The following is a 23,640-nucleotide window of genomic DNA, read 5'->3' on the forward strand; positions in this document are numbered from 1 at the left end:
GCCTGTCTTCTGCCAAGGTAGCGGTATCGTCATCGCGGCAGCGCGACCCGGATATTGTCGATCAGCCGCGCCGGCCCCAGATGGGCCGCAACCAGCAGGATGGCCTCATGGCTGGCGTCGGTCACCGGGCCAAGATCGTCGGTCCGTCGCAGCTCGAGGTAGTCGGGCTTGAAGTTGGCGGCGGCGAGGCGGGCAAGCGCCTCGCGCAGCACGCGGTCTGCCGGCGCGCCGCCCTCGAGTGAATCCCTCGCCTGGCGCAGGGTGCGATAAAGCTCCGGGGCCTGGGCGCGCTGGCCGGCATCGAGATAGCCGTTGCGTGACGAGAGGGCCAGGCCATCCTCCGCGCGGACGGTGGGGGTGCCGACGATCTCGATGGGCAGATGCAGGTCGTTGACCAGTTTGCGGATCACCGCCAGCTGCTGGTAGTCCTTTTCGCCGAAGCAGGCCAGATCGGGTTGCACCAGATTGAACAGTATGTTGACGATCGTCGCGACGCCCTCGAAATGCCCGGGGCGACTGGCGCCACAAAGCCCCTCCGAGACCTCGGGTACGCGAATCTTGGTATGCGCCTCGAGGCCGTGAGGGTAGAGCATCTCGTTGGTCGGGGTGAACAGCAGGTCACAGCCGGCGGCCTCGAGCTTCGCCTGGTCCTGCTCGAGGGTCCTTGGGTAGGCCTCGAGGTCCTCGCCCGCGCCGAATTGCAGGGGATTGATGAAGATCGTGGCTATCACGATGTCGGCGCACTCGCTGGCCGCCTCGACCAGCGCAACATGACCCTCGTGCAGGTTGCCCATGGTCGGCACCAAGGCCACCGTCGAGCCCTGGCGGCGACATGTCTCTCGCGCCTGGCGTAACGCCTCGATGGTGCTCAGGGTCTGCATCAGAAACTGTGCTCCTCGGTGGGAAAACGGCGTGTCTTGACGGCCTCATGATAGGCGCGGAAGGCGGCTTCTATCGAGCCGCCCTCGGCAAGAAAATTCTTGGCGAAACGCGGGATGCGCCCGAGACTCGTTCCCAGCACGTCATGCATCACCAGGATCTGGCCATCGACATGGGGGCCGGCACCGATGCCGATCACCGGCACGTCGAGGGCATCACGCATGGTGTTCCCGAGGCTCGCGGGTACGCATTCGAGCAGGATGACCGAGGCACCGGCATCGACCAGTTCGCGCGCCTCGGCCACCATGCGTTGGGCCTGGGCGGCGTCGCGTCCCTGTACCTTGTAGCCGCCGAACTGGTGCACCGATTGCGGCGTCAGCCCCATGTGCGCGCAGACCGGCACGCCACGCCGGGTCAGTTCGCTGATGCCCTCGGCCAGCCAGGCCTCGCCCTCGATCTTGACCATCTCGGCACCGGCCCGCATCAATGCGCCGGCGTCCTGCAGCAGGCGGTCCAGGCTGGCATTGCTCATGAACGGCAGGTCAGCCATCAACAGGCTCTTTTCCTTGCCGCGAGCGACACAGCGGGTGTGGTAACAGAGGTCGTCGATGGTGACCGGCAGGGTAGTGGCGTGACCTTGCAGGACCATGCCCAGAGAGTCGCCGACCAGCAGCACCTCAATGCCGGCCTGGCTTGCCGAGCGGGCAAAGGAGGCGTCGTAGGCGGTCAGGCAACTGAACGGTTCACCGGCGTGCTTGGCCGCGTGCAGCGTGCTCGTGGTGACGGTCTTCATGGCATGCGGTCTCGTCTGTTCATGATGGCGGGGCCAGGAGATGGCTCGGGAGCGAGTGAATGTTACTGTTATTGTTACCCTGGGCTTGCCTGAAGTGTGAAATGGTAACAATAGCCGTGCAACTCTACCTTCGGGGTGACAATCGTCGCAAGTCGTTACCCTTCAGGTGTAGCAGAAGATCGTCCACCGAGTCGTTGCCGATCATCAACTCCGGGGCGATGTCGGCCAGCGGAACGAGGACGAACGCCCGTTCGAACATGGCGGGATGAGGAATCTTCAAGCGCGGAAGGTCGAGCACCCGGTCGTCGTATAGCAGCAGGTCCATGTCCAGGGTTCGCGGGCCCCAGCGACGCAGACGTCGGCGTCGATGCCGTTGCTCAAGGGCCTGCAGCTGGTCGAGCAAGGCCAAGGGGGAAAGGCGGGTGGCCACCTGGGCCACCGCATTGACGAAATCGGGCTGATCCTGGGGCCCCACGGGTTTGCTGGCATAACAGGACGAGGCGGCCAGCAGTCGGGTCACGGGCAGGCGGTCGAGGGCCTCGAGGGCCTGTTCGACGTGCCGGAGCGGCTCATCGAGATTGCTGCCCAGGCCGATGCAGGCGTGATGCGTGAGCTCACTCATGACCCGAGGAGGCGGGCCCTGAAGGCTTGCCACGACGACGCTTGCGGGGCCGCCGCTTGCGGCCATCGTTACTCCCGGCGGGGTCGGCATCTATCTTGTTCAGCAGGCGACGTTGCTCGTGTTCGTCGCCGGTCTGGAAGGCGTCCCACCAGGCGCCCAGGCCAGCCGGGACCTCGCCGGCCGTCTCCCGTAGCAAGAGGAAGTCGTAGGCGGCACGAAAGCGGGGATGCTCCAAGGTCTGGATGGCGCGTTTGCCGCGGCGCTTGGGCAGGCGCTGCTGCAGGTCCCAGATATCCCGCATCGGCAGGCCGAAGCGCTTGGGGATGGAGGTATGCTGCAACTGGCGCGATACGGCCTGCTGGGAGGCGGCCTGTTGCGCGGGAATCGGTGCGAAGCCGTCGACCTGCAACTGCTGGCTGCGTTGCTGTACGCCGGGCCAGAGCAGGGCGGCGAACAGGAACGCCGGGGTCACCGGACGCTCTTGCTGGATGCGTGCATCGGTATTGGCCAAGGCTTGCACGATCAGCGGTTCCGCCCAGGCAAGTTCTTCCATGGCCTCTTCCGCTTCGGGGAAGAGCATGGCGAACAGGCCGTAGTGGCGCAGCAGATGGAAGGTGGCGACGGCATGACCCGACAGAAAGAGCTTGAGCACCTCTTCGAACAGCCTTGCCGGGGGGATCTGCAGGAGCAGAGGCGCCAAGCCATGGATGGGGGCCTCGGTGGCAGACGCGATGGTGAAGTCCAGCTTGGCGGCAAAGCGAACGGCACGCAGCATGCGCACGGGGTCTTCCCGGTAACGAGTCTCGGGGTCGCCGATCAGGCGCAGGACGCGCTCTTCGATATCCGCGACACCCCCGGCCCAGTCGTGCAGCGAGAAATCGGCGATGTTGTAGTAGAGCGCATTGACGGTGAAGTCGCGGCGCAACGCATCCTCTTCGATGTTGCCCCAGACATTGTCTCGCAGCAGCAGCCCATGCTCGGATTGCTGGGCCAGATGTTCGCCGTGATCGTCGTTGGGACGGCCACGGAAGGTGGTGACCTCGATGACCTCGCGGCCGAAACGCACGTGCACGATACGAAAGCGGCGTCCGATGATGCGCGAGTTGCGAAACAGGTCGCGAAGTTCCTCCGGCGTGGCGTTGGTGGCGACATCGAAGTCCTTGGGCGACTTTCCCAGCAGGGCATCGCGCAGGCACCCACCGACCAGATAGGCCTCGAAGCCGGCATTGTGCAGCCGATAGAGCACTTTCAGGGCGCTATCGCTGAACAGTTGACGAGAGATGGAGTGCTCTTCCCGCGGGATGATATGCGGTCGGGTGGCTTCGCCCGCGCCGTCTTGGGTGCCGAACAGGGTCTTCAAACGTTCACCGGGGCGTTGGAGAAAGCGAGTAAATCCTTTGAACATGCCGCGACGTTGACTCGCAGTTTACGAAACGGCCAGTGTAGCCGAGCCCAAGGGGCTTGCAAAGCATTCACCGGCAGGCTGCGGTTGCCGATATTGGCCACAAAGCAGAAAGGGGAGACCCGGTGGCCTCCCCTCGAAGCAATTTGCTTAGCATCCATGCTATTGGTTCTTCTTCGTGATGGCGCATCGCCTTGAATACGCACCACGGTCACGAATGGAATCTATCAGGTAAGCAGTGTTCTTGTTGTTGGTTTCCCGATGGCGACCGTCTCGTATTCAAAACAATAATCCAACCACGACGGTAGGCTATCTACCTTCCCTCGGCGACTTGTTGTTATTGCCGAAGGTGTGCCTCTGACGGACGAATTGTTGTTGTTGAGTCTGTTCTCGGCACGTCGCGTCCCGATATCAAGTACCGGGTGACCAACCTCGTTATGCTTGTTCTGGTCGGCACGCTCTTCTTGACGATAGTTATTGTTGGATCAAGACAAGCGAGTCGTTTCCCGACGATTGTTCTTGTTGGTGTGTCGGTTGTGGCTTCGTCTGCGTTCTTGTTGTTGTTCGCAGCGGTAGCGCCCGGTTCTTGTTTTTCTTGCCATGTATAGGAGCACGCGTTATGCCACCGCGTTTTTTATCCTTTAAAATCAATAGATTGAGTTTTCAAAGGGCCTGTTGCCGGGATGATTGCCGGCGTGTGTTACCGGTGTTGGTGCATTGTGAGGCTGGGGATGGGTGAGATGGTAACAAATGGTGCATTCTGGGAGTCGCTGCCATGAAAGCTTTTCGCAAGCTATTGAATTTGGCGGATTAGACCATGGTCGTGTTGCCCGGCCAGGGTCTCAGGCCTGTCCCTGGGCGGCCGTGCTTCCCTGGCTAGGCAGTGCGGCTGCGGGGGCCTTTCTTGCGCGGTATCCCCAGGCGCTGACGACGCTCCCACAGGCACTTGCGACTGATGCCCAGCTTCTGCGCCAGCTCGGTCTCGCTCATCTGATCCTGGTGCTCGAGCACGAAATGCTGAAAGTAATCCTCCAGGGAGAGGTCGTCTTCCAACTCCCGGGGTTCGCCCGGGACGTTCGAGGGCGCCGGCTTGGGGACGCTGCGGCTGTCACTGGGCGGGTTGAGGCCAAGGTCGTCGGTGTGGATGAGATGGCCTTCGGCCAGTATCACGCCTCGCTCGAGCGCATTTTCAAGCTCGCGGACATTGCCCGGCCAGGGGTAGTCGCGGATGTCGCGGCGTGCCGTGCGCGAGAGCTTCAGGCCTTCTCGGGCGTGACGGCGACAGGCGCTCTCCAGCAGCACATCGGCGATCTTCAGGATATCGTCTTCGCGATCGCGCAGCGGCGGCAGGTCGATCTGCATGACATTGAGGCGATAGTAGAGGTCGAGGCGGAATTCGCCGCTCTTCGACAGGGCGTGCAGGTCGCGGTGGGTAGCCGCGATCAGGCGGACATCGACATGGCGTGTTTCCACCGAACCGATCTTGCGGATCTCGCCTTCCTGGAGCACGCGCAGCAGGCGTGCCTGGGCGTCCAGAGGCAGTTCGCCGATCTCGTCGAGGAACAGCGTGCCACCGTCGGCGGCCTCGACCAGGCCGGTGCGGGCCGCACTGGCACCGGTGAAGGCGCCCTTCTCGTGGCCGAACAGCTCGGACTCGATCAGGGTCTCGGGGATGGCGGCGCAGTTGACGCAGATCAGCGGTGCCTGGACCCTGCGGCTCTGACGGTGAAGGGCGCGGGCGACCAGCTCCTTGCCAGTGCCGGATTCGCCCTGGATGAGTACCGTGACGTCCGCCGGGGCTGTCTTGCGGATACGGTTGTAGACGATCTGCATGGGCTGGCAATCGCCGATCATCTCCTGGGGGGCGGCAGTTTCGGCAGGGGCAGCAGGCGTCGAAGGCCTCGAATGACTGTTCAGGGTGCGAGCGACGGTGTCCAGCAGTTCGTCGTGATCGAAGGGCTTGGCGACATAGTCCACCGCTCCCTGTTTCAGGGCATCCACGGCGGAGCGCATGCTGGCATAGCTGGTCATGATCAGCACCGGTACGGGCGCGGCCACCTCTATGAGCGCGGTGCCGGGTTCGCCGGGCAGGCGCAGGTCGCTGATGATCAGGTCGAAGCGCTGGGGATCGAGCTCCAGGGCTTCCGCCACGGAGCCCGCCTCGCTGATCTGGTAGTCATGGCGCTCCAGCAGGCGGCGCAGAGCCGCGCGGATGATGGCTTCGTCTTCAACGATCAGAATCCGGCTCATCGGCGTTTGAATCGTCCTGTAGTGTGCGGGGCAGCCATAGTGTGATGCGCGTGCCAAATGTCTGGTCCGGAGGAGGCGAGCTGATCTGTATGTCGCCGTGATGCTCGCGGAGAATGCTGTAGACCAGCGGCAACCCGAGTCCTGTTCCCTCCCCGGGTGGCTTGGTGGTGGTGAAGGGCTCGAAGAGACGGTCGCGAATCGACTCGTCGATGCCATGCCCCTCGTCGGTGACGCTCAATAGAACCCACTCCTCCCGGGCACTGGCGTCAAGCGTTACACGGGAACCCGGTGCACTGGCATCCCGGGCGTTGCCGATCAGGTTGATCAGCACCTGGAGCAATCGTTGCGCGTCCCCCATCACCTTCAGCCCCGGAGGACAGAAGTTATCGTAGATTATATCCTCGCCCGAGCGAGCCAGGCGGATCAAGTGCAATGCTTCATCGCTCAACCGACGCAGCTCGACCGGGACGAATCGCGTGCCCTGCACGTGCCGCCCACCATGGGCGAAGCCGACCAGTGACCCGACGATGCGCGAGACCCGCTGCGTCAGTTGCTGAATCTGCTCGGCGGATTCCAGCACCTGTGGGTCTTCGGTGTCGTAGCGCAGATTCTGGACCAGCGACGAGATGCCGGTGATCGGATTGCCGATCTCGTGGGCGACGCCTGCCGCCAGGCGGCCGATGGAGGCGAGCCGCTCGCTGTGAAGCAGTTCGTCCTCGAGCCATTTCAGTTCACTGTGGTCCTCGACCAGGATCACCACGGCACCACGATCCCCTTCCTCGGGATCCAGCACCGCCTTGTGCAGGGTCAGGTAGCGCAGTTCCGATGCCAGGGCGACGGCCTGCTTGTAGAGATAGGCGTGGGGTTCGTCGTGCATGCGTGCGAGCAACTCGGCCCAGGGGGCGGGCAGGTCGTCGCGATGGGAGCCGATGATGCTCTCGCCGTCGACCGCCGATAGCCGAGACAAGGCTTCGTTCCACATCAGCAATTCGCCATCGTCGTCGAAGATGCACAGGCCGATGGGGAGTCGGGCCAGTGTGCGACGGTGATGGCGACGCAGTCCGTCGAGCTCGCGAGCCAGGCCGGTGAACCGGGAGCGGTAGGCCTCGAGGCGGCTTTCGACGAAGTGGATGTCGTCGGTGGCCTGGCTGCGTGACTGGTAGGGCAAGAAGCGATCGACGATGTCCTGAGCGACCGAGGGGCCCATCAGGCCCGACAGGTTGGCCTGGATGCGATCGCGGAGCCGGCGCAAGGCATAGGGGCGGCCGTCCCGGGACGAGAGATTGAGGGCGGCCAGGGCGCTCTCGACCTCGCGCTCGGCGACTTCGGAGCCCAGCGCCTCGGCCAGCAGCGGTTTGAAGTCCTCGCCGGTCCGTGCCGTCAACGGTAGCCGTTTGGGACGAATCACCGCGTCCACCGAACAGGCCTCCGCGGCGGCGCGTTCTCCTTCCGAGGTGCGTGTGACCAGAGACACCAGGATGAAGATCAGGATGTTGGCGTAGAGCGCGATCAGGGTGACCGCATACCAGGGTGGCTCGTCCCTGAGCCAATCGAGCCCGGGGGGAACCAGCACGAGCGGCGAGTAATCTGCCACCAGAGGCAGCCAGAGCCCCAGTAGCCATAGGGTGCTACCCGCGACGAGTCCGCAGACCATGCCCTTGCGGTTGGCACCGGGCCAGTAGAGGATCGCCAGAAGACCGGGCAGGCATTGCGCGATCCCTACGAAGGCGGTCAGTCCCAGGTCGGCAAGATCGTGCTTGATGCCTACGGTGCGGTAGAAGAGCCAGGCCCCCAGGATCACCGCCACGATCAGACCGCGCCGCAGCCAGAGCAGCCAGCGATAGAGATTGGGACGATTGCCCGGGGGGTGAGCCACCAGCACCAGGTGGTTGAGTACCATGCCGGCCAGTGCCAGGGCGACGATGATCAGTGTGCCGCTGGCGGCGGCCAGACCGGCGATGAATGCCAGGCCGTCCACCCAAGGACTGGTCGAGATATCGAAGGCCAGGTAGGCCGCGCCCGATGCCGAAGTGTCGATCCCCAGGCGCTGGGCAGCCCAGAGAATCAGCGGAACGGGCAGCGCCATCAGCAGCAGGTAGAGCGGGAAGCTCCAGCCGGTCTGAAGCAGCGCCCGGCGGGAAGGCGTCTCGGTGAAGGTCATGTGGAACATGTGGGGCATGAGGAAGGCGGCCGCGAAGAACAGCATCAGCAGGGTGCGCCATTGCCCGGTCTCGAGACGCGCGACGCGAGCCTGCAGGTCCAGTCCGGGGCCGGTCAGCCACTGCTGAAGGTCGTTGGGTCCATCGAATACCCCGTATAACGCCACTCCCCCCAGTGCGAGCATGGCTGCCAGCTTGACCAGGGATTCCACGGCGATGGCGGCCAGCAACGTATCATGACGCACCGGCAGGTGGCTGTGGCGGGCGCCGAACATGATGGCCAGAAGGGCGATGGGGAGGCACAGGATCAGCGCCAGCATGATCGGTGAGCCGGCCCCGGTCAGGCGATGGATCGCGTCGCCGAAGGTCTTTAGCTGCAGCGCCAGGAGCGGCAGGATCGCCAGCAGCGTGATCAGGGTGATCAACGTTCCGACCCAGCGGCTGCGAAAGCGAAAGGCGAACAGGTCGGCCAGGGAGGCCAGTTGATAGGTACGTGCCAGGCGCTGAATGGGCACCAGCATCACCGGAACCAGCAGGAAGGCGCCCGAGACCCCCAGATAGTAGGCGAGATAGCCATAACCGATCCGGGAGGCCAGCTCGACACTGCCGTAGACGGCCCAGGCACTGGCATAGACGCCCAGCGAGAGGGAGTAGACCCCGGGATGACGAATCAGACGCGGCGGCACCCAGCCCCTCTCCACGGCCAGGGCACAGAGAAAAACCATCGCCAGGTAGCCGGCCCCGAGCGCGAGAATGCCGCCCAGGCTAACGCTCATCGAGCTTTCTCTTCTGTTCCAGCCAAACGGAAAGCGCGATCAGGCCGCCCCAGATCAGGAAGGGCCGATACCAGGCCGCACCCGGCTCCACCCAGCCGCTCATCAACTGTGGCGAGAGCAGATAGCCACCAAAGACCAGAAACAGCATGATGCGATAGATGTACATGGTGACGATCCACTCGTGTGCCTGCACCAGTCTAGGTGTCGGGCCCTAGGCACTCAATCCGGAGGTGTCATTTGTCCTGCCCGAGGGCGCCGGGCAAGGCGCGACACCGCCTGGGTTGAAGTCGGGCGCTGTCCCAGGCGGCAATGGCCTCGCCGAGCTGTTCCTCCACCGGCGCCCGGGCCAGGGAACTGTCCGGCACTTGGTCGAGCGTCGTCAGCGCCTGGTGCAACAACGGCCTGACGCGTGTCTCGTCGGTGGGCAGGGCCGGCGCCAGGTTCTGCTTGGAGAGCTTCTGGCCGTTGTCGGCAACGATCAGCGGCAGGTGCAGGTAGCGGGGCGCCGGCAGATCCAGGGCCTGCCGCAGCTGGCATTGCCAGGGGGTGTTGTCGAGCAGGTCGATGCCGCGCACGATCTCGTTGATGCGCTGGTCACCATCGTCGACGACGACCGCCAGCTGATAGGCCCACAGGCCATCCTTGCGCTTGAGCACGACGTCGCCGAGCTCTGCCGGATCGAAGCACTGCCGGGCGTAGAGTCGATCCTGCCAGACGATCGGACGCTGGCCGAGGTCGCTGCGCAGGCGCCAGGCGACAGGCCGCTCCGGGTGCCGCACGCCACCGCGACACCAGCCGGGATACACCGCGTAGTCACGCCACTCCTTGCGCGAGCAGCTACAGGGATAGACCAGGCCCTGCCCAGCAAGCTGCTCCAGGGCGGCCTGATAGGCCTCGTGACGCGAACTCTGGTAGCGCACCTCTTCGTCCCAATGCAGGCCGAAGGCCTCGAGCTGGCGCAGTATCTCGGCGTCCGTTCCGGGTGGGCAACGCGGTGGGTCGATATCCTCGATACGCACCAGCCAGGTACCGCCGGCGTGGCGCGCATCGAGATAGCTCGCCAGGGCGGTGACCAGAGAGCCGAAATGCAAGGGGCCGGAGGGGGTGGGCGCGAAGCGGCCGCGATAACCGGACATGACGGACTTCCTTGAAACGCAAATGGGCACCGTCGCGGCGCCCATGGCTCTCATCGGGAAAGTGGAGTCTGCCTGCACCCTGGCGAATCGGCATCAACAAGGCGAGCCCGGGCTTGGCACCGCAGGAGCGACACGCAGCGGATCGACGCGGGCTTTAGCCGCCGAGCTGCTTCTCCTTGAGTTCCGCCAGGGTCTTGCAGTCCACGCAGAGCGTGGCCGTGGGCCGAGCTTCCAGGCGACGAATGCCGATCTCGACGCCGCACGCCTCACAGAAACCGTAATCGTCCTCGTCGATCTTCTCGATCGTCTCGTTGATCTTCTTGAGCAGCTTGCGTTCGCGATCGCGAGTACGCAGTTCCAGGCTGAAACCCTCCTCCTGGGTGGCACGGTCCGCAGGGTCGGCGTAGTTGTTGGCCTCCTCCTGGAGGTGGCGCACGGTGCGGTCCACTTCCTCCATCAGTTCCATCTTCCAGCCAAGCAGAATCTGCCGGAAGTGCTCCAGCTGCTTCTCGTTCATGTACTCTTCACCCGGCGCCGGCTCGTACGGGGTGAATTTCTTGGGTGCTTCCGTTTTCTTTTCCGCTACTGGCATGGGGCTGCCTCATTACTCAAGTGACTTAGGCCGATGCCCGGCCGGTCAGGGCGCGCCTGGACCCTCGCGCGACCTGCGGGGGTGGAGTATACCCACCCGAAGCCTTGCTTATTTAGCGAAAAAGCCGGTGTTTTGCAACCACTCGGCGCCTTTATCGCTGACGATGTTGAGCCGAGTCGGCTAATATGGCCCGTTCGAACGCTAGCAGCCGAGTTGTCCACCGAGTAAGGAGTCGCCATGAGCTGGAGTGCACGGGTCGACGGCGTGCAGCCCTTTCGCGTGATGCGCCTGCTGGAACAGGCCCAGGCCCGGGAGGCGGCAGGCCATGATGTCATCCACCTGGAGATCGGAGAGCCGGACTTTCCGACGCCGGCGCCGATCGTTGCTGCCGGCCAGCAGGCATTGGCCAAAGGCTTCACGCGCTATACGCCGGCCACGGGGCTGCCGGCGCTGCGCGAGGCGATCGCGGGCCATTACGCCGACCGTTTCGGGGCCCGGATCGACCCGGCAAGGATCCTGGTCACGCCCGGTGCCTCGGGAGCGCTGCTATTGGCCAGCCAACTGCTGGTACAACGGGGCGATCGTGTCCTGATGGCCGATCCGACGTATCCGTGCAATCGGCATTTCATGGCGCTGGCCGAGGCCCGGGTCGATGCGATACCCGTGGGGCCGGAGAGTGGCTGGCAGCTTGACGCATCCCTGGTCGACAGACACTGGCACCCGGCGACGCGCCTGGCGATGCTGGCGACGCCTTCCAATCCAACCGGGCATACTCTCGATGCCCCTGGGCTCGGTGCCGTGGCCGAGACGGTCGCGGCTCGGGACGGGGTACTGCTGGTCGACGAGATCTACCAGGGGTTGACCTTCGATGCGTCGCCGGTGTCTGCCGTGGCCTGCGCGCCGAACGCCTTCGTGGTCAACAGCTTCTCGAAATACTTCGGGATGACCGGCTGGCGCCTGGGCTGGCTGGTGGCGCCGGATGCCGCCATCGACCCCTTGACCCGTCTGGCCCAGAACGTCTTTCTCGCGTCATCGACACCGGCCCAGCATGCGGCCCTGGCGGCCTTCTCGCCGGAATGCCGCGAGGAACTGGAGCGTCGCCGTCACGAACTGCACCGGCGCCGCGACGTGCTGCTGGCAGGGCTGGAACGCCTGGGGCTGGCCCCCTCGCTCCCGCCCCAGGGGGCGTTTTACGTGTGGCTCGATGTGTCTCGCCACACCCGCGACAGCCAGGCTTTCTGCCAGCGCCTGCTGGAAGAGGAAAATGTCGCCATCACGCCGGGGGTCGATTTCGCCCTCCAGGGCGGGGAACGCCATGTGCGCATTGCCTTTACCAACGATATCTCGAGGCTCGAGGAGGCACTGATGCGTCTCGAGCGCTTCATCGCCCGGCAGTGAGTCGGCAATGAAGTATCCTCCGCTGACCCCGGGCCGCCTGATTCGTCGTTACAAGCGCTTTCTTGCCGATGTCGAATTGGTTGGAGGCGAGGTCGTGATGGCGCATTGCCCCAACACCGGCTCGATGCGCTCGGTCGACGTGCCAGGCTGCCGTGTCTGGCTCTCGCCAAGCACCAATCCGGCTCGCAAGCTGGGCTGGACCTGGGAGCTGATCGAACTGCCCCAGCCCGATGGCTCGATGGCTTTCGCTTCGGTCAATACCGGGCGCACCAATGCCATCGTCGAAGAGGCCCTCGCAGCCCAGCGAATTCCCGAGTTGTCAGGTCATGCCTCGTTGCGACGCGAAGTCCCGGTAGACGGTGGCCGGCTGGACTTTCGCCTGGACGATGCCAGCCAAGGCGCCGCCTTCGTCGAGGTCAAGCAGGTCACGCTCAAGGAGATCGATGGCCACGGCTATTTCCCGGCCTCCGTGACGGTGCGAGGCGCTCGACATCTCGAGACGCTGGGGGAACTTGTCGCAGCGGGGCAGCGGGCACTCCTGCTGTTCTGCGTCACCCATGGCGGCATCCATGACGTGGCTCCGGCAGCGCATATCGATCCGCGCTATGCCGAGACGTTGCGACGCGTCGTCGAACGCGGGGTCGAGGTGCTGGCCTACGGCTGCGAGATCGAGGTTGCCGCGGGTGAGCCTCGCGACATACGGCTTGGCCGGCCCTTGCCCGTATCGCTCCGGCGCAAGTTGGCGCTGCCGATGTGACGGATTGACGCGTCCAGGCACTACCGAAGCCGGCACCGATAGTACAATCGGCTCAGCCGGTCGTGGCAAAGCGATCGGCCCTTCCATTATTCGAGCCGAAGAGGGCCGTATGCAGCGACGGGACTTTCTGAAGATGCTGGTGGCATTGGCGGCCATTGCCGGCGTGCCGAGTCTGGCGGCGGGAGAGATGTCCCGTGCCGTCAACCGCATTCGTGATCTGCGGCGGGGCACATGGCTTAGCAGCAGCGAATTGCTGGCTCGCCTGGTCACGACACCGGCCCTGGTGATCGGTGAGACCCACGACAACCCCGAGCATCATCGCCTGGAGCGCTGGTTGATCGCGCAGCTGGCCGAGCGCCGGGCCCTGGGCGGGGTCGCCATGGAGATGCTGGACAGTGAACAGCAGACGCTGCTTCGAGAGCTTCCCGACGGGGCACTGGGCGAGCTGTCCGACGCTCAATGGCAGGAGGCCCTGGACTGGCAGCGTGGCTGGGCGTGGTCCGCCTATGGCCCGACGCTCAAGCTGGCCCTGGGGCTTGGCGTGCCGGTGCGCGGGGCCAATCTCCCCGCGGCCGAGCTTCGCGAGATCGTCGAGCTCAACCTGGCGCCGGAGCTGCCGTTGGTGGTGGCCCGCAATCAGCGGCGGGCCTTGATCGAGGGGCATTGTGGGATGCTGCCCGACGACATGCTCGATGGCATGCTGGCGGCCCAGGTCGCTCGTGACCAGGCCATGGCGGCGGCGCTGGATGCCCTGCCGCCGACCTCCGTGCTGGTGTGCGGGAACGGGCACGCGCGCCGGGATGTCGGGGTGGCCCTGCACGCGCGGCAGACGCCGCTGTGCCTGGGGCTGATGGAGCTGAGCCCCGGGCGATCCTGGACAGAGGCCCTGCCGGAGAGCGTCGATGACGAGCCACCTTTCGACCTGGTCTGGTTCACCCTGCCGGTAGCCGACCGCGAGGACCCTTGTGCCTCGTTGCGGGAGCGCTTCTCGAAATAATCGCCGGGTCATTACTCCACGAAGAAACGCTGGATGAAGGCGACCTGGGCGGGCTCCTCGTTGCGGTCGTAGCGCACATCGAGCTCGAAGCGCATGGGTTCGTCGCGTTGGATGCGGAACACCGCCAGCTGATAGATGGCCCCATCCTCGCGGACGCTGCGAAAGGATAGCGGTGTGGTCTGGCCCGCCAGGTTGCCCACCTGGCCGTCGACGCTCGCCTGCACAGGCCGCATCGTCCCGTCGGGCTGGTGCTCGAGCACGCTGACGCTCAGCAGCGCCATCATCTTGCTGCGCTGTATGTCGTAGGCGGCGGCGACCTCCGGTGTCAGGAAGCTGGTGTTCACCGCGCTGTAATGGATCTGGTAGTCGCCTATCCGTTCGAGCTGTTCCGCCCCGGCCGGCAGGCTCGCCAGCAGCAACAGCCAGAGCAGTGTCGTCCTGCGCAAGACGCTTTGCATGGTGGTTCCTCCGGTATCGTTCATTTATTTTGCCTGCCGCCCTGTCCCCCGGCTGACGCGAAAGATGGCCGTTTCACCGAACAGATTGGGCCACAAGCGCGAGCTCCAGTGGCCTTCGTGATCGCCGTTGCCCACCGCGCGGTCGCTTATGATCAGACCTTTCTCCCGGCAAAGATGTTCAAAGTCGTTGAAGGTGGACAGGTGGATGTTGGGGGTGTCGTACCAGGCATAAGGCAGCGATTTGGATACCGGCATGTAGCCCTTGAAGCCCAGGTAGACGCGATGGCGCCAGTAGGCGAAGTTGGGAAAGGTGATGATGCACTCGCTGGCTACCCGCAGCATTTCGTCGAGCATGCGATCGGGGCGCCGCAACGCTTGCAGCGCCTGGGTCATGATGACCACATCACAGGCGTCGTCATCGAAGTTGGCCAGCCCCTGGTTGAGATCCTGCTCGATGACGTTGACCCCCTTCTCGAGGCAAGCGGTGATGCCCTCGGGATCGATCTCCAGGCCGTACCCCGTCACCCCCCTGTCTCTTGCCAGGGCGTCGAGCAGGGTACCGTCGCCGCACGCCAGGTCGAGTACCCGAGCACCCTGGGGTATCCAGCCATGGATCAGTTCGAGATCGGCACGCATCAGTTCCCCTCCAGGCCAAGCTCGCGGGCCGCCCGCTTCATGAAGCCACCGAATACGGCCTGATAGCGTGCATCGGGCAACAGGAAGGCGTCGTGCCCGTGGGATGAGTCGATTTCGACATAGCTCACGCGTTTCCCGGCCCGCACCAAGGCATCGACCAGTTCGCGGGAACGTGCCGGAGCGAACCGCCAGTCGGTGGAAAAGCTCACCACCAGGAACGGGCAGGTCGCCGGGGCGAGGGCCGCAGCCAGATCGCCGGCATGCGCTGCTGCCGGATCGAAATAGTCCAGGGCTTTGGTCATCAACAGGTAGGTGTTGGCGTCGAAGGCCGTGGAAAAGGTGTCACCCTGATAGCGCAGATAGGACTCGACCTGGAATTCCACGTCGTAGCCGAAGTTGAGCTCCTCGCTGCGCAGGTCACGGCCGAACTTGGCTCCCATGGAGTGCTCGGACAGATAGGTGATGTGGCCGACCATGCGGGCCAGCTTCAGGCCGCGCTTGGGGAGCGCGCCGTGTTCGGCATACCAGCCGTCATGGAAGTCGGGATCCGAGCGAATGGCCTGACGTGCCACCTCGTTGAAGGCGATGTTCTGGGCCGACAGGCGTGGCGTCGCGGCGATGACCACGGCATTGGCAATACGCTCGGGGTAGGTCAGGGTCCATTGTAGGACCTGCATGCCGCCCAGGCTGCCGCCGATGACCGCGGCGAAGCGTTCGATGCCCAGGCGGTCGGCCAGCCGCGCTTGACTGTGTACCCAGTCGCTCACCGTCACCACCGGAAAGGTCGGTCCCCAGGACCGGCCCGTCTCGGGGTCGATGCTGCAGGGACCGGTGCTGCCGTGGCATCCCCCCAGATTGTTCAGCGCGATGACGAAGAAGCGACGGGTATCGATGGTCTTGCCGGGGCCAATGTGCGCATCCCACCAACCGGGTTTCTGGTCGTCCATGTCGTGATAGCCGGCCGCGTGGTGATTGCCCGACAGGGCATGACAGACCAGCACGGCGTTATCGCGAGCCGCATTGAGTTCGCCATAGGTTTCATAGACCACCTCGTAAGTGGACAGCGTCTTGCCGCAGGCCAGCGCCAAGGGCTCGTCGAAGTAGGCCCTGAGGGGCTTCACCAGGCCGACCGAGTCGGGGGGTAGCATTGCGGGCATGATCGTTTGGCTATCCAATATCCTGCATGAGTCTTGTGTCGAGGCGCTCTACAGCCCCACCAGCGCGCCAGAAACCCCCGCGGCGCGCGTCAGCGCCCCGACCACGATACCATCGATCAGATTGATCGCGATGAAGACCACGATCGGCGACAGGTCGATCATCCCCAGCGGCGGTATGACCTTGCGTACCGGCGCCATGATCGGTTCGACCAGTTGAAAGATCAGGATGGCACCGGGATGACTCGCCTGGGGGGCGACCCAGCTCAGGATGATCATACCGATCAGTGCGAAGAAGTAGATCTTGAGGATCGCGCTGGCCAGGGCGGCCACCGAGGCGATGGCGACACCGCCCAAAGGCGGCATGCCGTAGCCGGCGATCTGCATGATGAGGAGGATGCTGATCGCCTTGATGATGAGGCCGGCGCCCAGGGTGGCCAGATCGAAACGCCCGATGGGGCGCAAGAAGCCCTGCAACGGCCGGACCACCGGCTGGGTTACCTTGACCACCGACTGGCTGAGCGGATTGTAGTAGTCGGCACGCGATGCCTGTAGCAGGAAGCGCAGCATCAGCAGGAACAAGTAGATGTTGATCAGGGTGTTGACCAGCATCAGGCCGGCGCTTCCCAGTTGGCTGCCCATAGGGCTCCTCCGTCGTGAATTAAACTTTTAGCGTTTCTCGCCGATTTCTTCGGATAGTTCCCTGGCGCGTGCCGCGCAGGCCTGGGTGGCGTTCTCGAACAGCTCGCGTAGCCCGCCGTCTTCGAGGACGTGAATGGCACGTTCGGTGGTGCCGCCGGGCGACATGACGTTGCGCTTGAGCCGCGCCGGATCATGTTCGCTCTGCTGGGCCATCTTGGCTGCGCCGAAGCCGGTCTGCAACGCCAGGCGGTGTGCGCTATCGGCCGGCAGGCCGAGTTGCTTGCCGGCCTCGATCAGCGCCTCGAACATCAGGAAGAAGTAGGCCGGCCCGCTGCCTGAAATGGCGGTAACGGCCTCCAGCAGCGCCTCGTCGTCGACCCATTCGACCAGGCCGATGGCTTCCAGCAGCGTGGTCGTGAGCTGGCGCTGATCATCGCTGACCCGGGGGTTGGCGTACAGTCCCGAAGCGCCGGCGCCCACCAGCGAGGGGGTGTTGGGCATGCAGCGAATGATCGGCAGCCCCCCTCCCAGCCATTCATCCAGGGTATCGGCGGTGAGTCCGGCGGCTACCGAGACGATGAGCGGCTGGCGCGCCTGGATGCTGTCACGCAGGTCCAGGCAGACATCGCGCATGATGTCGGGCTTGACGGCGAGTACCACGACATTGGCCTCAGCCACGGCCGCGTTGTTGTCGCTGCTGGCATGAATGCCGTAACGGTCGCGCAGCTGGACGAGGGCATCGTCGTTCGGAGAGGTGGCCGTGATCGCGTCGGCCGGATAACCGCCGTCGATCATGCCGCCGAAGATGGCGCTGGCCATGTTGCCGGCACCGATGAAGGTGACCTTGCTTGTCATGATGAGACCTCTGCGGTGGTGAGCGGGAAGCATGAACGATACAGCATCAGCGATGAGGCCCACGAGCACCGAAGATGGCGGTACCCAGGCGAACCAGGGTGGCTCCTTCGAGGACGGCGGCTTCCAGATCATCGCTCATGCCCATGGAAAGGGTGTCCAGCGGTGCCTGGGGTAGGCGTCGCTTGAGCCCCTCCTGCAGTTGGCGCAAGCGGGCCAGCGGTTCACGTTGAGTCTCGAGCCCGATGGCGAGTGCGGGTATGGCCATCAGGCCGCGCAGACGCAGGTTGGATAATGCGGCGACCTCGTCGGCCAGGGCGTCGAGGGCCTCCGGGGCGACACCGGCCTTGCTGGACTCCGCACTGACGTTGACCTGCAGGCAGATGTTCAGCGGGCCCAGCGAGGCGGGGCGCTGTTCGGCCAGTCGCCGAGCGACCTTGGCGCGATCGACGCTGTGCACCCAGGCGAAATGCTCGGCCACGGCGCGGGTCTTGTTCGACTGCAGGGGGCCGATGAAGTGCCAGACGATGTCCCGCAGGTCGCTGAGTTCGGTTTGCTTGTCGAGCGCTTCCTGGAGGTAGTTCTCGCCGAACTCGCGCTGACCCCAGGCGTAAGCCTGGCGAATGAGTGCCGCGGGCTTGGTCTTGCTGACCGCCAGCAGGCGTGCGTCGTCTGGCGGGCGTCCCGCGCTCTCGAGCGCCTTGGTCAGCCGTTGCCTCGCACGCTGAAGTGAATCGCCGACCGGGGCGTCTGACATGCCGGGCTCAACCTCATAGAAAAGAAAGGGGAATAGTGTGGATATTACCGAACTGCTGGCGTTCTCGGCAAAGCAGAACGCTTCCGACCTGCATCTTTCCGCGGGGCTGCCGCCGATGATCCGGGTCGATGGCGACATTCGTCGGCTGAACGTGCCGGCGATGGAGGACCGCGAGATTCGTGCCCTGGTCTACGACATCATGGGCGATGTCCAGCGTCGTGATTTCGAGGAGTCCCTGGAGACCGACTTCTCGTTCGAGGTGCCTGGTGTGTCGCGTTTTCGTGTCAACGTCTTCAGCCATGGGCGGGGCATGGGCGCGGTGTTCCGTGTCGTACCTTCCGAGGTGCTGAGCATGGAGGCGCTTGGCCTGAGCGATGTCTTCAGGCGCCTGGCGTCATTGCCGCGCGGGCTGGTGCTGGTGACCGGCCCGACCGGTTCGGGCAAGTCCACGACCCTGGCGGCGATGATCGACTATATCAACGCGACGCGCTACGACCACATCCTCACCATCGAGGACCCGGTGGAGTTCGTGCACGTCAGCAAGCGCTCCTTGATCAATCAGCGCGAGGTGCATCGGGATACCCACGGTTTCAGTCAGGCATTGAGATCCGCCCTGCGCGAGGACCCGGACGTCATCCTGCTGGGGGAGATGCGCGATCTCGAGACCATCCGGCTGGCCCTGACGGCCGCCGAGACCGGCCATCTGGTCTTCGGCACCCTGCATACTACCTCCGCGGCCAAGACCATCGACCGTGTCATCGATGTCTTTCCCGGGGACGAGAAGGCCATGGTGCGTTCGATGCTCTCCGAGTCCCTGCAGGGCGTCATCGCCCAGGTCCTGCTCAAGAAGCAAGAGGGGGGGCGCGTGGCGGCCCACGAGATTCTCGTGGCCAGTGCCGCGGTGCGCAACCTGATCCGGGAGGACAAGGTGGCGCAGATCTATTCCGCCATTCAGACCGGGGGCGGCCAGGGGATGCAGACCCTGGACGCGTGCCTGTCGAAGCTGGTCAGCGAGAACGTGGTGTCCCGTCAGGAAGCCCAAGCCAAGGCCAAGAGCCTGCTGCCGGGAGGGAGTTAAGAAGTCTGTACCGAGGGCCGATAACCAGTGAGAACATGTCAGGAGGCCGGACCATGACCCCGGGAGAGTGGCTGCAGCAACTGTTGAACATCATGATCGAGAAGCAGGCATCGGATCTGCTGATCTCGACCAATGCAGCGCCAAGCCTGAAGATCAGCGGCAAGTTGATGGCGCTTGGCGGTCACGTGTTGTCGGCACAGCAGGTGACCGAGCTGGTGCTTGCGACGGTGCCGAAGAGTCATGGCGAGCGCTTCGAGAACGAGCGCGAGGCCAACTTCGCCCTGAGCCTGCCGGGCAAGGGGCGCTTCCGGGTCAGCGCGTTCTTCCAGCGCGGCCAGATGGCCATGGTCATACGGCGCATCGCCTACGAGATTCCTCGTGTCGAAGATCTGGCCTTGCCCGACTCCGTGGCCGAGCTGGCGACCATCAAGCGAGGACTGGTCCTGGTGGTGGGTGGGACGGGCACCGGCAAGTCCACCACCCTGGCATCGCTGATCCAGCACCGTAACGAGACGCTGGGCGGTCATATCATCTGCATCGAGGATCCGATCGAGTTCATTCATCCTCACCGTCGCGCCATCGTCAACCAGCGCGAGGTGGGAATCGACACCGAGTCCTTCGAGATGGCGCTCAAGAACACCCTGCGCCAGGCACCGGATGTGATCCTGATCGGCGAGATACGCACGCGGGAAACCATGGAGCATGCACTGACCTTCGCCGAGACGGGGCACCTGTGCCTGGCGACACTGCATGCCAACAACGCCAACCAGGCCCTGGATCGCATCATCAACTTCTTCCCCTCCGAGCGGCACGACCAGGTCTGGCTCGACCTGTCGCTGAACCTCAAGGCCGTCGTTGCCCAGCAGCTCGTCCCTGACCCCGATGGCCAGACGCGGCATGCCGCGATCGAGGTCATGCTGCGCACACCGCTGATCAGTGACCTCATCCGCAAGGGGGATATCGTCGGTCTCAAGAGTGTCATGACGCGCTCGCGGGACCAGGGCATGCAGACCTTCGATCAAGCCCTCTACGATCTCTATCGTGTCGGTAGGGTCAGCGAGGACGTGGCGCTGGTGCACGCCGACTCGGCCAATGATCTGCGCATGATGATCAAGTACGGAGAGGGAACCCGCAAGGGGCTTGATGATGCGGTGGATGCGGCCGACAGGCTTTCCCTGCGCGACGAGGGCTGAGTCGCCGCGGAGGCACGCTAGGCACTGTAGACGCCCCCCAGGACTCGGGGCCCAGCAGCGCCGGTGACGGTAGGAAGGTTGCCGGGCAGGTTCTCCATTCGACGCCAGGCAAGCCAGGCGAAGGCGCTTGCCTCCAGCCAGTCGGGAGACCAGCCGAAGCGTTCGCAGCGAGTCAGGCTTGCCCGAGGCAAGCACCGCTCGAGGCGGCCGAGAAGGTCGTCGTTGTGGGCACCGCCCCCGCATGGGATGAGGCTGATGTCGCCACTGGCGGAGTGGTGCCGCAATGCCTGCTCGATCCCCAGGGCGACACTCGCCGCGGTAAGCTCGGCAAGGGTCGCCTGCACGTCCTGAGGCGACTCCTGACCGGTGAGCCGCGCCTCTAGCCAGTCGCGATGGAAATGCTCCCTGCCCGTGCTCTTGGGAGGCAGTCGCCGAAAGAAGTCATCGTCGAGCAGGCGCTCGAGCAAGGCCTGGTCCACCTCCCCGGAGGCGGCCCACTCACCGCCGGGGTCGAACCTGCCTGGCTGATGGTGTGCATACCAGTCATCCAGCAGGGCGTTGGCCGGCCCTGTGTCGAAGCCGATGACCGGCGACTCCAGGCCGGAGGGGGGCAGCAGGGTGATGTTGGCGAAGCCGCCCAGGTTGAGGACCACTCGCCATTCGGCTTCAGCGCCAAAGAGGGCGGCATGGAAGGCGGGAGCGAGTGGCGCGGCATGCCCCCCGGCGGCCAGGTCGCGGCGGCGAAAGTCGGCGACGACGCGGCAGCCGGTCAGCTCGGCCAAGAGGCTGGGATTGTCCAGCTGTAGGGTATACGGGGCGCCGCCGGTCTCGTAGCCATGGGGTGCATGCGCGATGGTTTGTCCATGACTGCCGACCGCGACGATCTCGTCCGGTGCGACGCCCTGGTCGTCGAGCAAGCCGGTGACAGCCTCGGCCTGCAGTCGGCAAAAGGCCGTCTCGGCGGCCGCCAGCGCCGGAAAATCGATGCCGCGCGCCTGGCATAGCGCCAATAGCTGCCGGCGCAATGTCTCAGGCATGTCGATGCCTTTCGCCGCCAACAAGGCCGGGCGACCTTCCCCGCACCGCACCAGGGCGGCATCGATCCCGTCGAGGCTGGTGCCGGACATCAAGCCGATAAACAAGGGCATCTTTTTTCTCCTGCACAGTGCGAGTGCTCAACCGCCAAGTCGAGACATGCTAACATCCTGCTCCATTCGCACAGACAACCGTTTTCAGTGGAGAAGGAACCGATGACCGACGTTGCCGATGCGCTGGCGTTACTCAAGCGCGGTGCCCACGAGATCTTGCTCGAGGAGGAGCTGGAAAAGAGGCTCGCTTCAGGACGCAAGCTGCGCATCAAGGCTGGCTTCGATCCCACCGCTCCGGACCTCCACCTCGGCCATAGCGTACTGCTGACCAAGATGCGCCAGTTCCAGGCATTGGGGCATGAGGTCATCTTCCTGATCGGTGACTTCACCGGACGAATCGGTGATCCTACCGGCAAGAATGTCACTCGCAAGCCGCTCACCGAGCAGGAGGTCAAGGCCAACGCCGAGACCTATCGCGAACAGGTCTTCAAGATCCTCGATCGGGACAAGACCGAGGTACGCTTCAACGCCGACTGGATGAATAGGCTCTCCGCGGCGGACATGATCGAGCTGGCCGCCCAGAGCACGGTGGCGCGTATGCTCGAACGCGACGATTTCGAGAAACGCTATCGCTCGGGGCAGTCCATCTCCATCCATGAATTTCTCTACCCGCTGGTGCAAGGCTACGACTCGGTGGCGCTGGCGGCGGACGTCGAGCTGGGTGGTACGGACCAGAAGTTCAATCTGCTCATGGGGCGCGAGATCCAGAAGCACTTCGGCCAGGAGCCCCAGGTGGTCATCACCATGCCGCTGCTCGAGGGGCTCGACGGCGTGCAGAAGATGTCCAAGTCGCTGGGCAACTACGTTGGCCTCGATGAGCCGCCCGGGGTCATGTTCAACAAGCTTGTCTCCATGCCCGATAGCCTGATGTGGCGTTATTTCGAGCTACTATCGCTCAAGAACAACGACGAGATCGAGAAGATCCGGCGTGATATCGAAGCCGGTGCCAACCCCCGGGACATCAAGATGGAGCTGGCTCGAGAGCTGATCGCGCGCTATCACGGTGACCAGGCCGCCGCCACTGCACACCGCTCGGCCGGCAACCAGCTCGCCGAAGGGGAGTTGCCCGAGGACCTGCCGGAAGTCAGTGTCGATTTCGAGGGAGGTGAACTGGTGCCCATCGCTGCGGTACTCAATCGCGCCAATCTCGTCAACAATAGCGCCCAGGCCAAGGACATGCTGGGCAACGGGCGAGTCAAGGTCGATGGCGAGGTTGTCCCTCGAGACCATCTGCTGCAGACAGGCAAGAGCTATGTGATCCAGGCCGGCAAGAAGCGCTATGCGCGCGTCGTGCTTACCTGACGGGCCCGTGCTGTAATTTTTTTACCGGAAGGGCTTGTCAGCGTCCGCCGAGATCCGTAGAGTACGCATCCGCTGCCGCCGACGAGCCTTCGTCGATGGCGGTATTGAAAAGCCAAGTCCTTGATGATCAATGAGTTTCGAGAGCTTCTTGTCGAGCTCGCCCAAATGATCGTCACTTGAAAGGATCGACTTTTTGCACCGCGCCAGGGTTGACAGCATCGCCCGGTTCGGTAGAATACGCCTCTCTCGCAACGAGGCCGCCCACAGACAGGGCGTGGGTTGATAAAACCAAGGGTTGATGCGGTTATCGGCCCGGTTGCGACGCTCTTTAACAATCGATCAGGTAATTCATGTGGGCGCTTGTCGGCGAGGGGTGACGCAGTCACCTAACTCGAGGCAAGCGACGCGTCAAGCACGTTTGACCTTGAACCAGTTTGGTCCGCTGCCTGTATTGCAGGACAAGGACTATCAGACTTTAACTGAAGAGTTTGATCATGGCTCAGATTGAACGCTGGCGGCAGGCTTAACACATGCAAGTCGAGCGGCAGCACGGGGAGCTTGCTCCCTGGTGGCGAGCGGCGGACGGGTGAGTAATGCATAGGAATCTGCCCGGTAGTGGGGGATAACCTGGGGAAACCCAGGCTAATACCGCATACGTC

At 64.1% G+C, this 23,640-nt stretch carries 22 protein-coding genes and 1 rRNA gene; 7 read left to right on the forward strand and 16 right to left on the reverse strand.

Translation table 11 applies throughout. The annotated features are described in order from the left end of the window. Positions 1–29: 29 nt before the first annotated feature. The 9 genes from panC to dksA all read right to left on the reverse strand — a co-directional run bounded on the left by panC (position 30) and on the right by dksA (position 10,609). A complete protein-coding gene (gene panC / locus BUA41_RS11605) occupies positions 30–881 on the reverse strand; it encodes a pantoate--beta-alanine ligase (protein ID WP_072822980.1) in 852 nt (283 codons plus the stop codon). Then, complete coding sequence (panB, locus tag BUA41_RS11610) at positions 881–1,672, reverse strand: 3-methyl-2-oxobutanoate hydroxymethyltransferase (RefSeq protein WP_072822982.1); 792 nt, start codon at positions 1,670–1,672, stop codon at positions 881–883. Before panB ends, panC begins: the two co-directional genes overlap by 1 nt. A gap of 124 nt (positions 1,673–1,796) precedes the next feature. Next, positions 1,797–2,294 carry a 2-amino-4-hydroxy-6-hydroxymethyldihydropteridine diphosphokinase gene (gene folK / locus BUA41_RS11615; protein WP_072822984.1) on the reverse strand — a complete coding sequence of 166 codons (498 nt, stop codon included), beginning with the start codon at positions 2,292–2,294 and terminating at the stop codon, positions 1,797–1,799. Next, positions 2,287–3,699 carry a polynucleotide adenylyltransferase PcnB gene (pcnB, locus tag BUA41_RS11620; RefSeq protein ID WP_072822986.1) on the reverse strand — a complete coding sequence of 471 codons (1,413 nt, stop codon included), beginning with the start codon at positions 3,697–3,699 and terminating at the stop codon, positions 2,287–2,289. The genes folK and pcnB overlap by 8 nt, the downstream gene beginning before the upstream one ends. An 873-nt stretch (positions 3,700–4,572) precedes the next feature. Next, positions 4,573–5,946 carry a sigma-54-dependent transcriptional regulator gene (locus tag BUA41_RS11625; RefSeq protein ID WP_072822988.1) on the reverse strand — a complete coding sequence of 458 codons (1,374 nt, stop codon included), beginning with the start codon at positions 5,944–5,946 and terminating at the stop codon, positions 4,573–4,575. Next, positions 5,924–8,881: an ATP-binding protein gene (locus tag BUA41_RS11630; RefSeq protein WP_072822990.1), complete on the reverse strand. Its 2,958-nt coding sequence runs from the start codon at positions 8,879–8,881 to the stop codon at positions 5,924–5,926. Before BUA41_RS11630 ends, BUA41_RS11625 begins: the two co-directional genes overlap by 23 nt. Next, positions 8,871–9,047 carry a hypothetical protein gene (locus BUA41_RS19270; protein ID WP_175546961.1) on the reverse strand — a complete coding sequence of 59 codons (177 nt, stop codon included), beginning with the start codon at positions 9,045–9,047 and terminating at the stop codon, positions 8,871–8,873. Before BUA41_RS19270 ends, BUA41_RS11630 begins: the two co-directional genes overlap by 11 nt. A gap of 67 nt (positions 9,048–9,114) precedes the next feature. Further along, positions 9,115–10,017: a tRNA glutamyl-Q(34) synthetase GluQRS gene (gene gluQRS, locus BUA41_RS11635; protein WP_072822992.1), complete on the reverse strand. Its 903-nt coding sequence runs from the start codon at positions 10,015–10,017 to the stop codon at positions 9,115–9,117. 154 nt (positions 10,018–10,171) lie between these two features. Beyond that, a complete protein-coding gene (gene dksA / locus BUA41_RS11640; RefSeq protein WP_072822994.1) occupies positions 10,172–10,609 on the reverse strand; it encodes an RNA polymerase-binding protein DksA in 438 nt (145 codons plus the stop codon). A 237-nt stretch (positions 10,610–10,846) separates the two neighbouring features. Here dksA and BUA41_RS11645 point away from each other — a divergent pair, with 237 nt between their 5' ends. The 3 genes from BUA41_RS11645 to BUA41_RS11655 all read left to right on the forward strand — a co-directional run bounded on the left by BUA41_RS11645 (position 10,847) and on the right by BUA41_RS11655 (position 13,761). After that, positions 10,847–12,007 carry an aminotransferase class I/II-fold pyridoxal phosphate-dependent enzyme gene (locus tag BUA41_RS11645; protein ID WP_072822996.1) on the forward strand — a complete coding sequence of 387 codons (1,161 nt, stop codon included), beginning with the start codon at positions 10,847–10,849 and terminating at the stop codon, positions 12,005–12,007. A gap of 7 nt (positions 12,008–12,014) precedes the next feature. Further along, a complete protein-coding gene (gene sfsA, locus BUA41_RS11650; protein ID WP_072822998.1) occupies positions 12,015–12,764 on the forward strand; it encodes a DNA/RNA nuclease SfsA in 750 nt (249 codons plus the stop codon). Positions 12,765–12,873: 109 nt separating this feature from the next. Beyond that, positions 12,874–13,761, forward strand: a complete 888-nt coding sequence (locus BUA41_RS11655) for a ChaN family lipoprotein (RefSeq protein ID WP_072823000.1) — start codon at positions 12,874–12,876, stop codon at positions 13,759–13,761. 11 nt (positions 13,762–13,772) lie between these two features. Here BUA41_RS11655 and BUA41_RS11660 read toward each other — a convergent pair whose 3' ends face one another. Genes BUA41_RS11660 through BUA41_RS11685 form a run of 6 tightly spaced genes read right to left on the reverse strand, consistent with a single transcriptional unit; the run spans position 13,773 to position 18,260 of the window. Next, entirely contained in the window at positions 13,773–14,219 is a 447-nt protein-coding gene (locus BUA41_RS11660; RefSeq protein ID WP_072823038.1) for a DUF4426 domain-containing protein, read from the reverse strand. A 24-nt stretch (positions 14,220–14,243) separates the two neighbouring features. After that, entirely contained in the window at positions 14,244–14,855 is a 612-nt protein-coding gene (gene metW, locus BUA41_RS11665; RefSeq protein ID WP_072823002.1) for a methionine biosynthesis protein MetW, read from the reverse strand. After that, entirely contained in the window at positions 14,855–16,012 is a 1,158-nt protein-coding gene (gene metX, locus BUA41_RS11670; RefSeq protein ID WP_139249112.1) for a homoserine O-succinyltransferase MetX, read from the reverse strand. The genes metW and metX overlap by 1 nt, the downstream gene beginning before the upstream one ends. Positions 16,013–16,060: 48 nt before the next feature. Further along, positions 16,061–16,651, reverse strand: coding sequence for a YggT family protein (locus BUA41_RS11675; protein ID WP_072823006.1), 591 nt, complete (start codon positions 16,649–16,651; stop codon positions 16,061–16,063). Positions 16,652–16,678: 27 nt separating this feature from the next. Continuing rightward, positions 16,679–17,506, reverse strand: a complete 828-nt coding sequence (gene proC / locus BUA41_RS11680; protein ID WP_072823040.1) for a pyrroline-5-carboxylate reductase — start codon at positions 17,504–17,506, stop codon at positions 16,679–16,681. A 46-nt stretch (positions 17,507–17,552) separates the two neighbouring features. Then, positions 17,553–18,260 carry a YggS family pyridoxal phosphate-dependent enzyme gene (locus BUA41_RS11685; protein WP_072823008.1) on the reverse strand — a complete coding sequence of 236 codons (708 nt, stop codon included), beginning with the start codon at positions 18,258–18,260 and terminating at the stop codon, positions 17,553–17,555. A gap of 37 nt (positions 18,261–18,297) precedes the next feature. Here BUA41_RS11685 and BUA41_RS11690 point away from each other — a divergent pair, with 37 nt between their 5' ends. Then, positions 18,298–19,338, forward strand: a complete 1,041-nt coding sequence (locus BUA41_RS11690) for a type IV pilus twitching motility protein PilT (RefSeq protein ID WP_072823010.1) — start codon at positions 18,298–18,300, stop codon at positions 19,336–19,338. Positions 19,339–19,391: 53 nt separating this feature from the next. Further along, positions 19,392–20,531, forward strand: coding sequence for a PilT/PilU family type 4a pilus ATPase (locus BUA41_RS11695; RefSeq protein ID WP_072823012.1), 1,140 nt, complete (start codon positions 19,392–19,394; stop codon positions 20,529–20,531). Between the two features lie 17 nt (positions 20,532–20,548). Here the strand turns inward: BUA41_RS11695 and BUA41_RS11700 are convergent, their stop codons facing one another. After that, on the reverse strand, positions 20,549–21,679 hold the full coding sequence (locus BUA41_RS11700) for an anhydro-N-acetylmuramic acid kinase (protein WP_072823014.1): 1,131 nt from the start codon (positions 21,677–21,679) through the stop codon (positions 20,549–20,551). Between the two features lie 102 nt (positions 21,680–21,781). Here BUA41_RS11700 and tyrS point away from each other — a divergent pair, with 102 nt between their 5' ends. Both tyrS and BUA41_RS11710 read left to right on the forward strand, forming a co-directional pair. Beyond that, positions 21,782–22,981 (forward strand): tyrosine--tRNA ligase, encoded by a 1,200-nt coding sequence (tyrS, locus tag BUA41_RS11705; protein ID WP_072823016.1) that lies wholly within the window; start codon positions 21,782–21,784, stop codon positions 22,979–22,981. 476 nt (positions 22,982–23,457) lie between these two features. Next, positions 23,458–23,640, forward strand: a 16S ribosomal RNA gene (locus BUA41_RS11710); the annotation flags it as partial.

It is taken from the genome of Modicisalibacter ilicicola DSM 19980 (assembly GCF_900128925.1).
GTDB lineage: Bacteria > Pseudomonadota > Gammaproteobacteria > Pseudomonadales > Halomonadaceae > Modicisalibacter > Modicisalibacter ilicicola.

Coding starts and splice junctions, on each gene's coding strand:
- dksA (WP_072822994.1), bottom strand. CDS start 10,609: ATGCCAGTAGCGGAAAAGAAAACGGAAGCACCCAAGAAATTCACCCCG.
- BUA41_RS11695 (WP_072823012.1), top strand. CDS start 19,392: ATGACCCCGGGAGAGTGGCTGCAGCAACTGTTGAACATCATGATCGAG.
- BUA41_RS19270 (WP_175546961.1), bottom strand. CDS start 9,047: ATGTACATCTATCGCATCATGCTGTTTCTGGTCTTTGGTGGCTATCTG.
- BUA41_RS11685 (WP_072823008.1), bottom strand. CDS start 18,260: ATGTCAGACGCCCCGGTCGGCGATTCACTTCAGCGTGCGAGGCAACGG.
- sfsA (WP_072822998.1), top strand. CDS start 12,015: ATGAAGTATCCTCCGCTGACCCCGGGCCGCCTGATTCGTCGTTACAAG.
- tyrS (WP_072823016.1), top strand. CDS start 21,782: ATGACCGACGTTGCCGATGCGCTGGCGTTACTCAAGCGCGGTGCCCAC.
- metW (WP_072823002.1), bottom strand. CDS start 14,855: ATGCGTGCCGATCTCGAACTGATCCATGGCTGGATACCCCAGGGTGCT.
- BUA41_RS11645 (WP_072822996.1), top strand. CDS start 10,847: ATGAGCTGGAGTGCACGGGTCGACGGCGTGCAGCCCTTTCGCGTGATG.
- panB (WP_072822982.1), bottom strand. CDS start 1,672: ATGAAGACCGTCACCACGAGCACGCTGCACGCGGCCAAGCACGCCGGT.
- panC (WP_072822980.1), bottom strand. CDS start 881: ATGCAGACCCTGAGCACCATCGAGGCGTTACGCCAGGCGCGAGAGACA.
- gluQRS (WP_072822992.1), bottom strand. CDS start 10,017: ATGTCCGGTTATCGCGGCCGCTTCGCGCCCACCCCCTCCGGCCCCTTG.
- BUA41_RS11660 (WP_072823038.1), bottom strand. CDS start 14,219: ATGCAAAGCGTCTTGCGCAGGACGACACTGCTCTGGCTGTTGCTGCTG.
- BUA41_RS11700 (WP_072823014.1), bottom strand. CDS start 21,679: ATGCCCTTGTTTATCGGCTTGATGTCCGGCACCAGCCTCGACGGGATC.
- BUA41_RS11630 (WP_072822990.1), bottom strand. CDS start 8,881: ATGAGCGTTAGCCTGGGCGGCATTCTCGCGCTCGGGGCCGGCTACCTG.
- folK (WP_072822984.1), bottom strand. CDS start 2,294: ATGAGTGAGCTCACGCATCACGCCTGCATCGGCCTGGGCAGCAATCTC.
- BUA41_RS11625 (WP_072822988.1), bottom strand. CDS start 5,946: ATGAGCCGGATTCTGATCGTTGAAGACGAAGCCATCATCCGCGCGGCT.
- BUA41_RS11655 (WP_072823000.1), top strand. CDS start 12,874: ATGCAGCGACGGGACTTTCTGAAGATGCTGGTGGCATTGGCGGCCATT.
- pcnB (WP_072822986.1), bottom strand. CDS start 3,699: ATGTTCAAAGGATTTACTCGCTTTCTCCAACGCCCCGGTGAACGTTTG.
- BUA41_RS11675 (WP_072823006.1), bottom strand. CDS start 16,651: ATGGGCAGCCAACTGGGAAGCGCCGGCCTGATGCTGGTCAACACCCTG.
- proC (WP_072823040.1), bottom strand. CDS start 17,506: ATGACAAGCAAGGTCACCTTCATCGGTGCCGGCAACATGGCCAGCGCC.
- metX (WP_139249112.1), bottom strand. CDS start 16,012: ATGCCCGCAATGCTACCCCCCGACTCGGTCGGCCTGGTGAAGCCCCTC.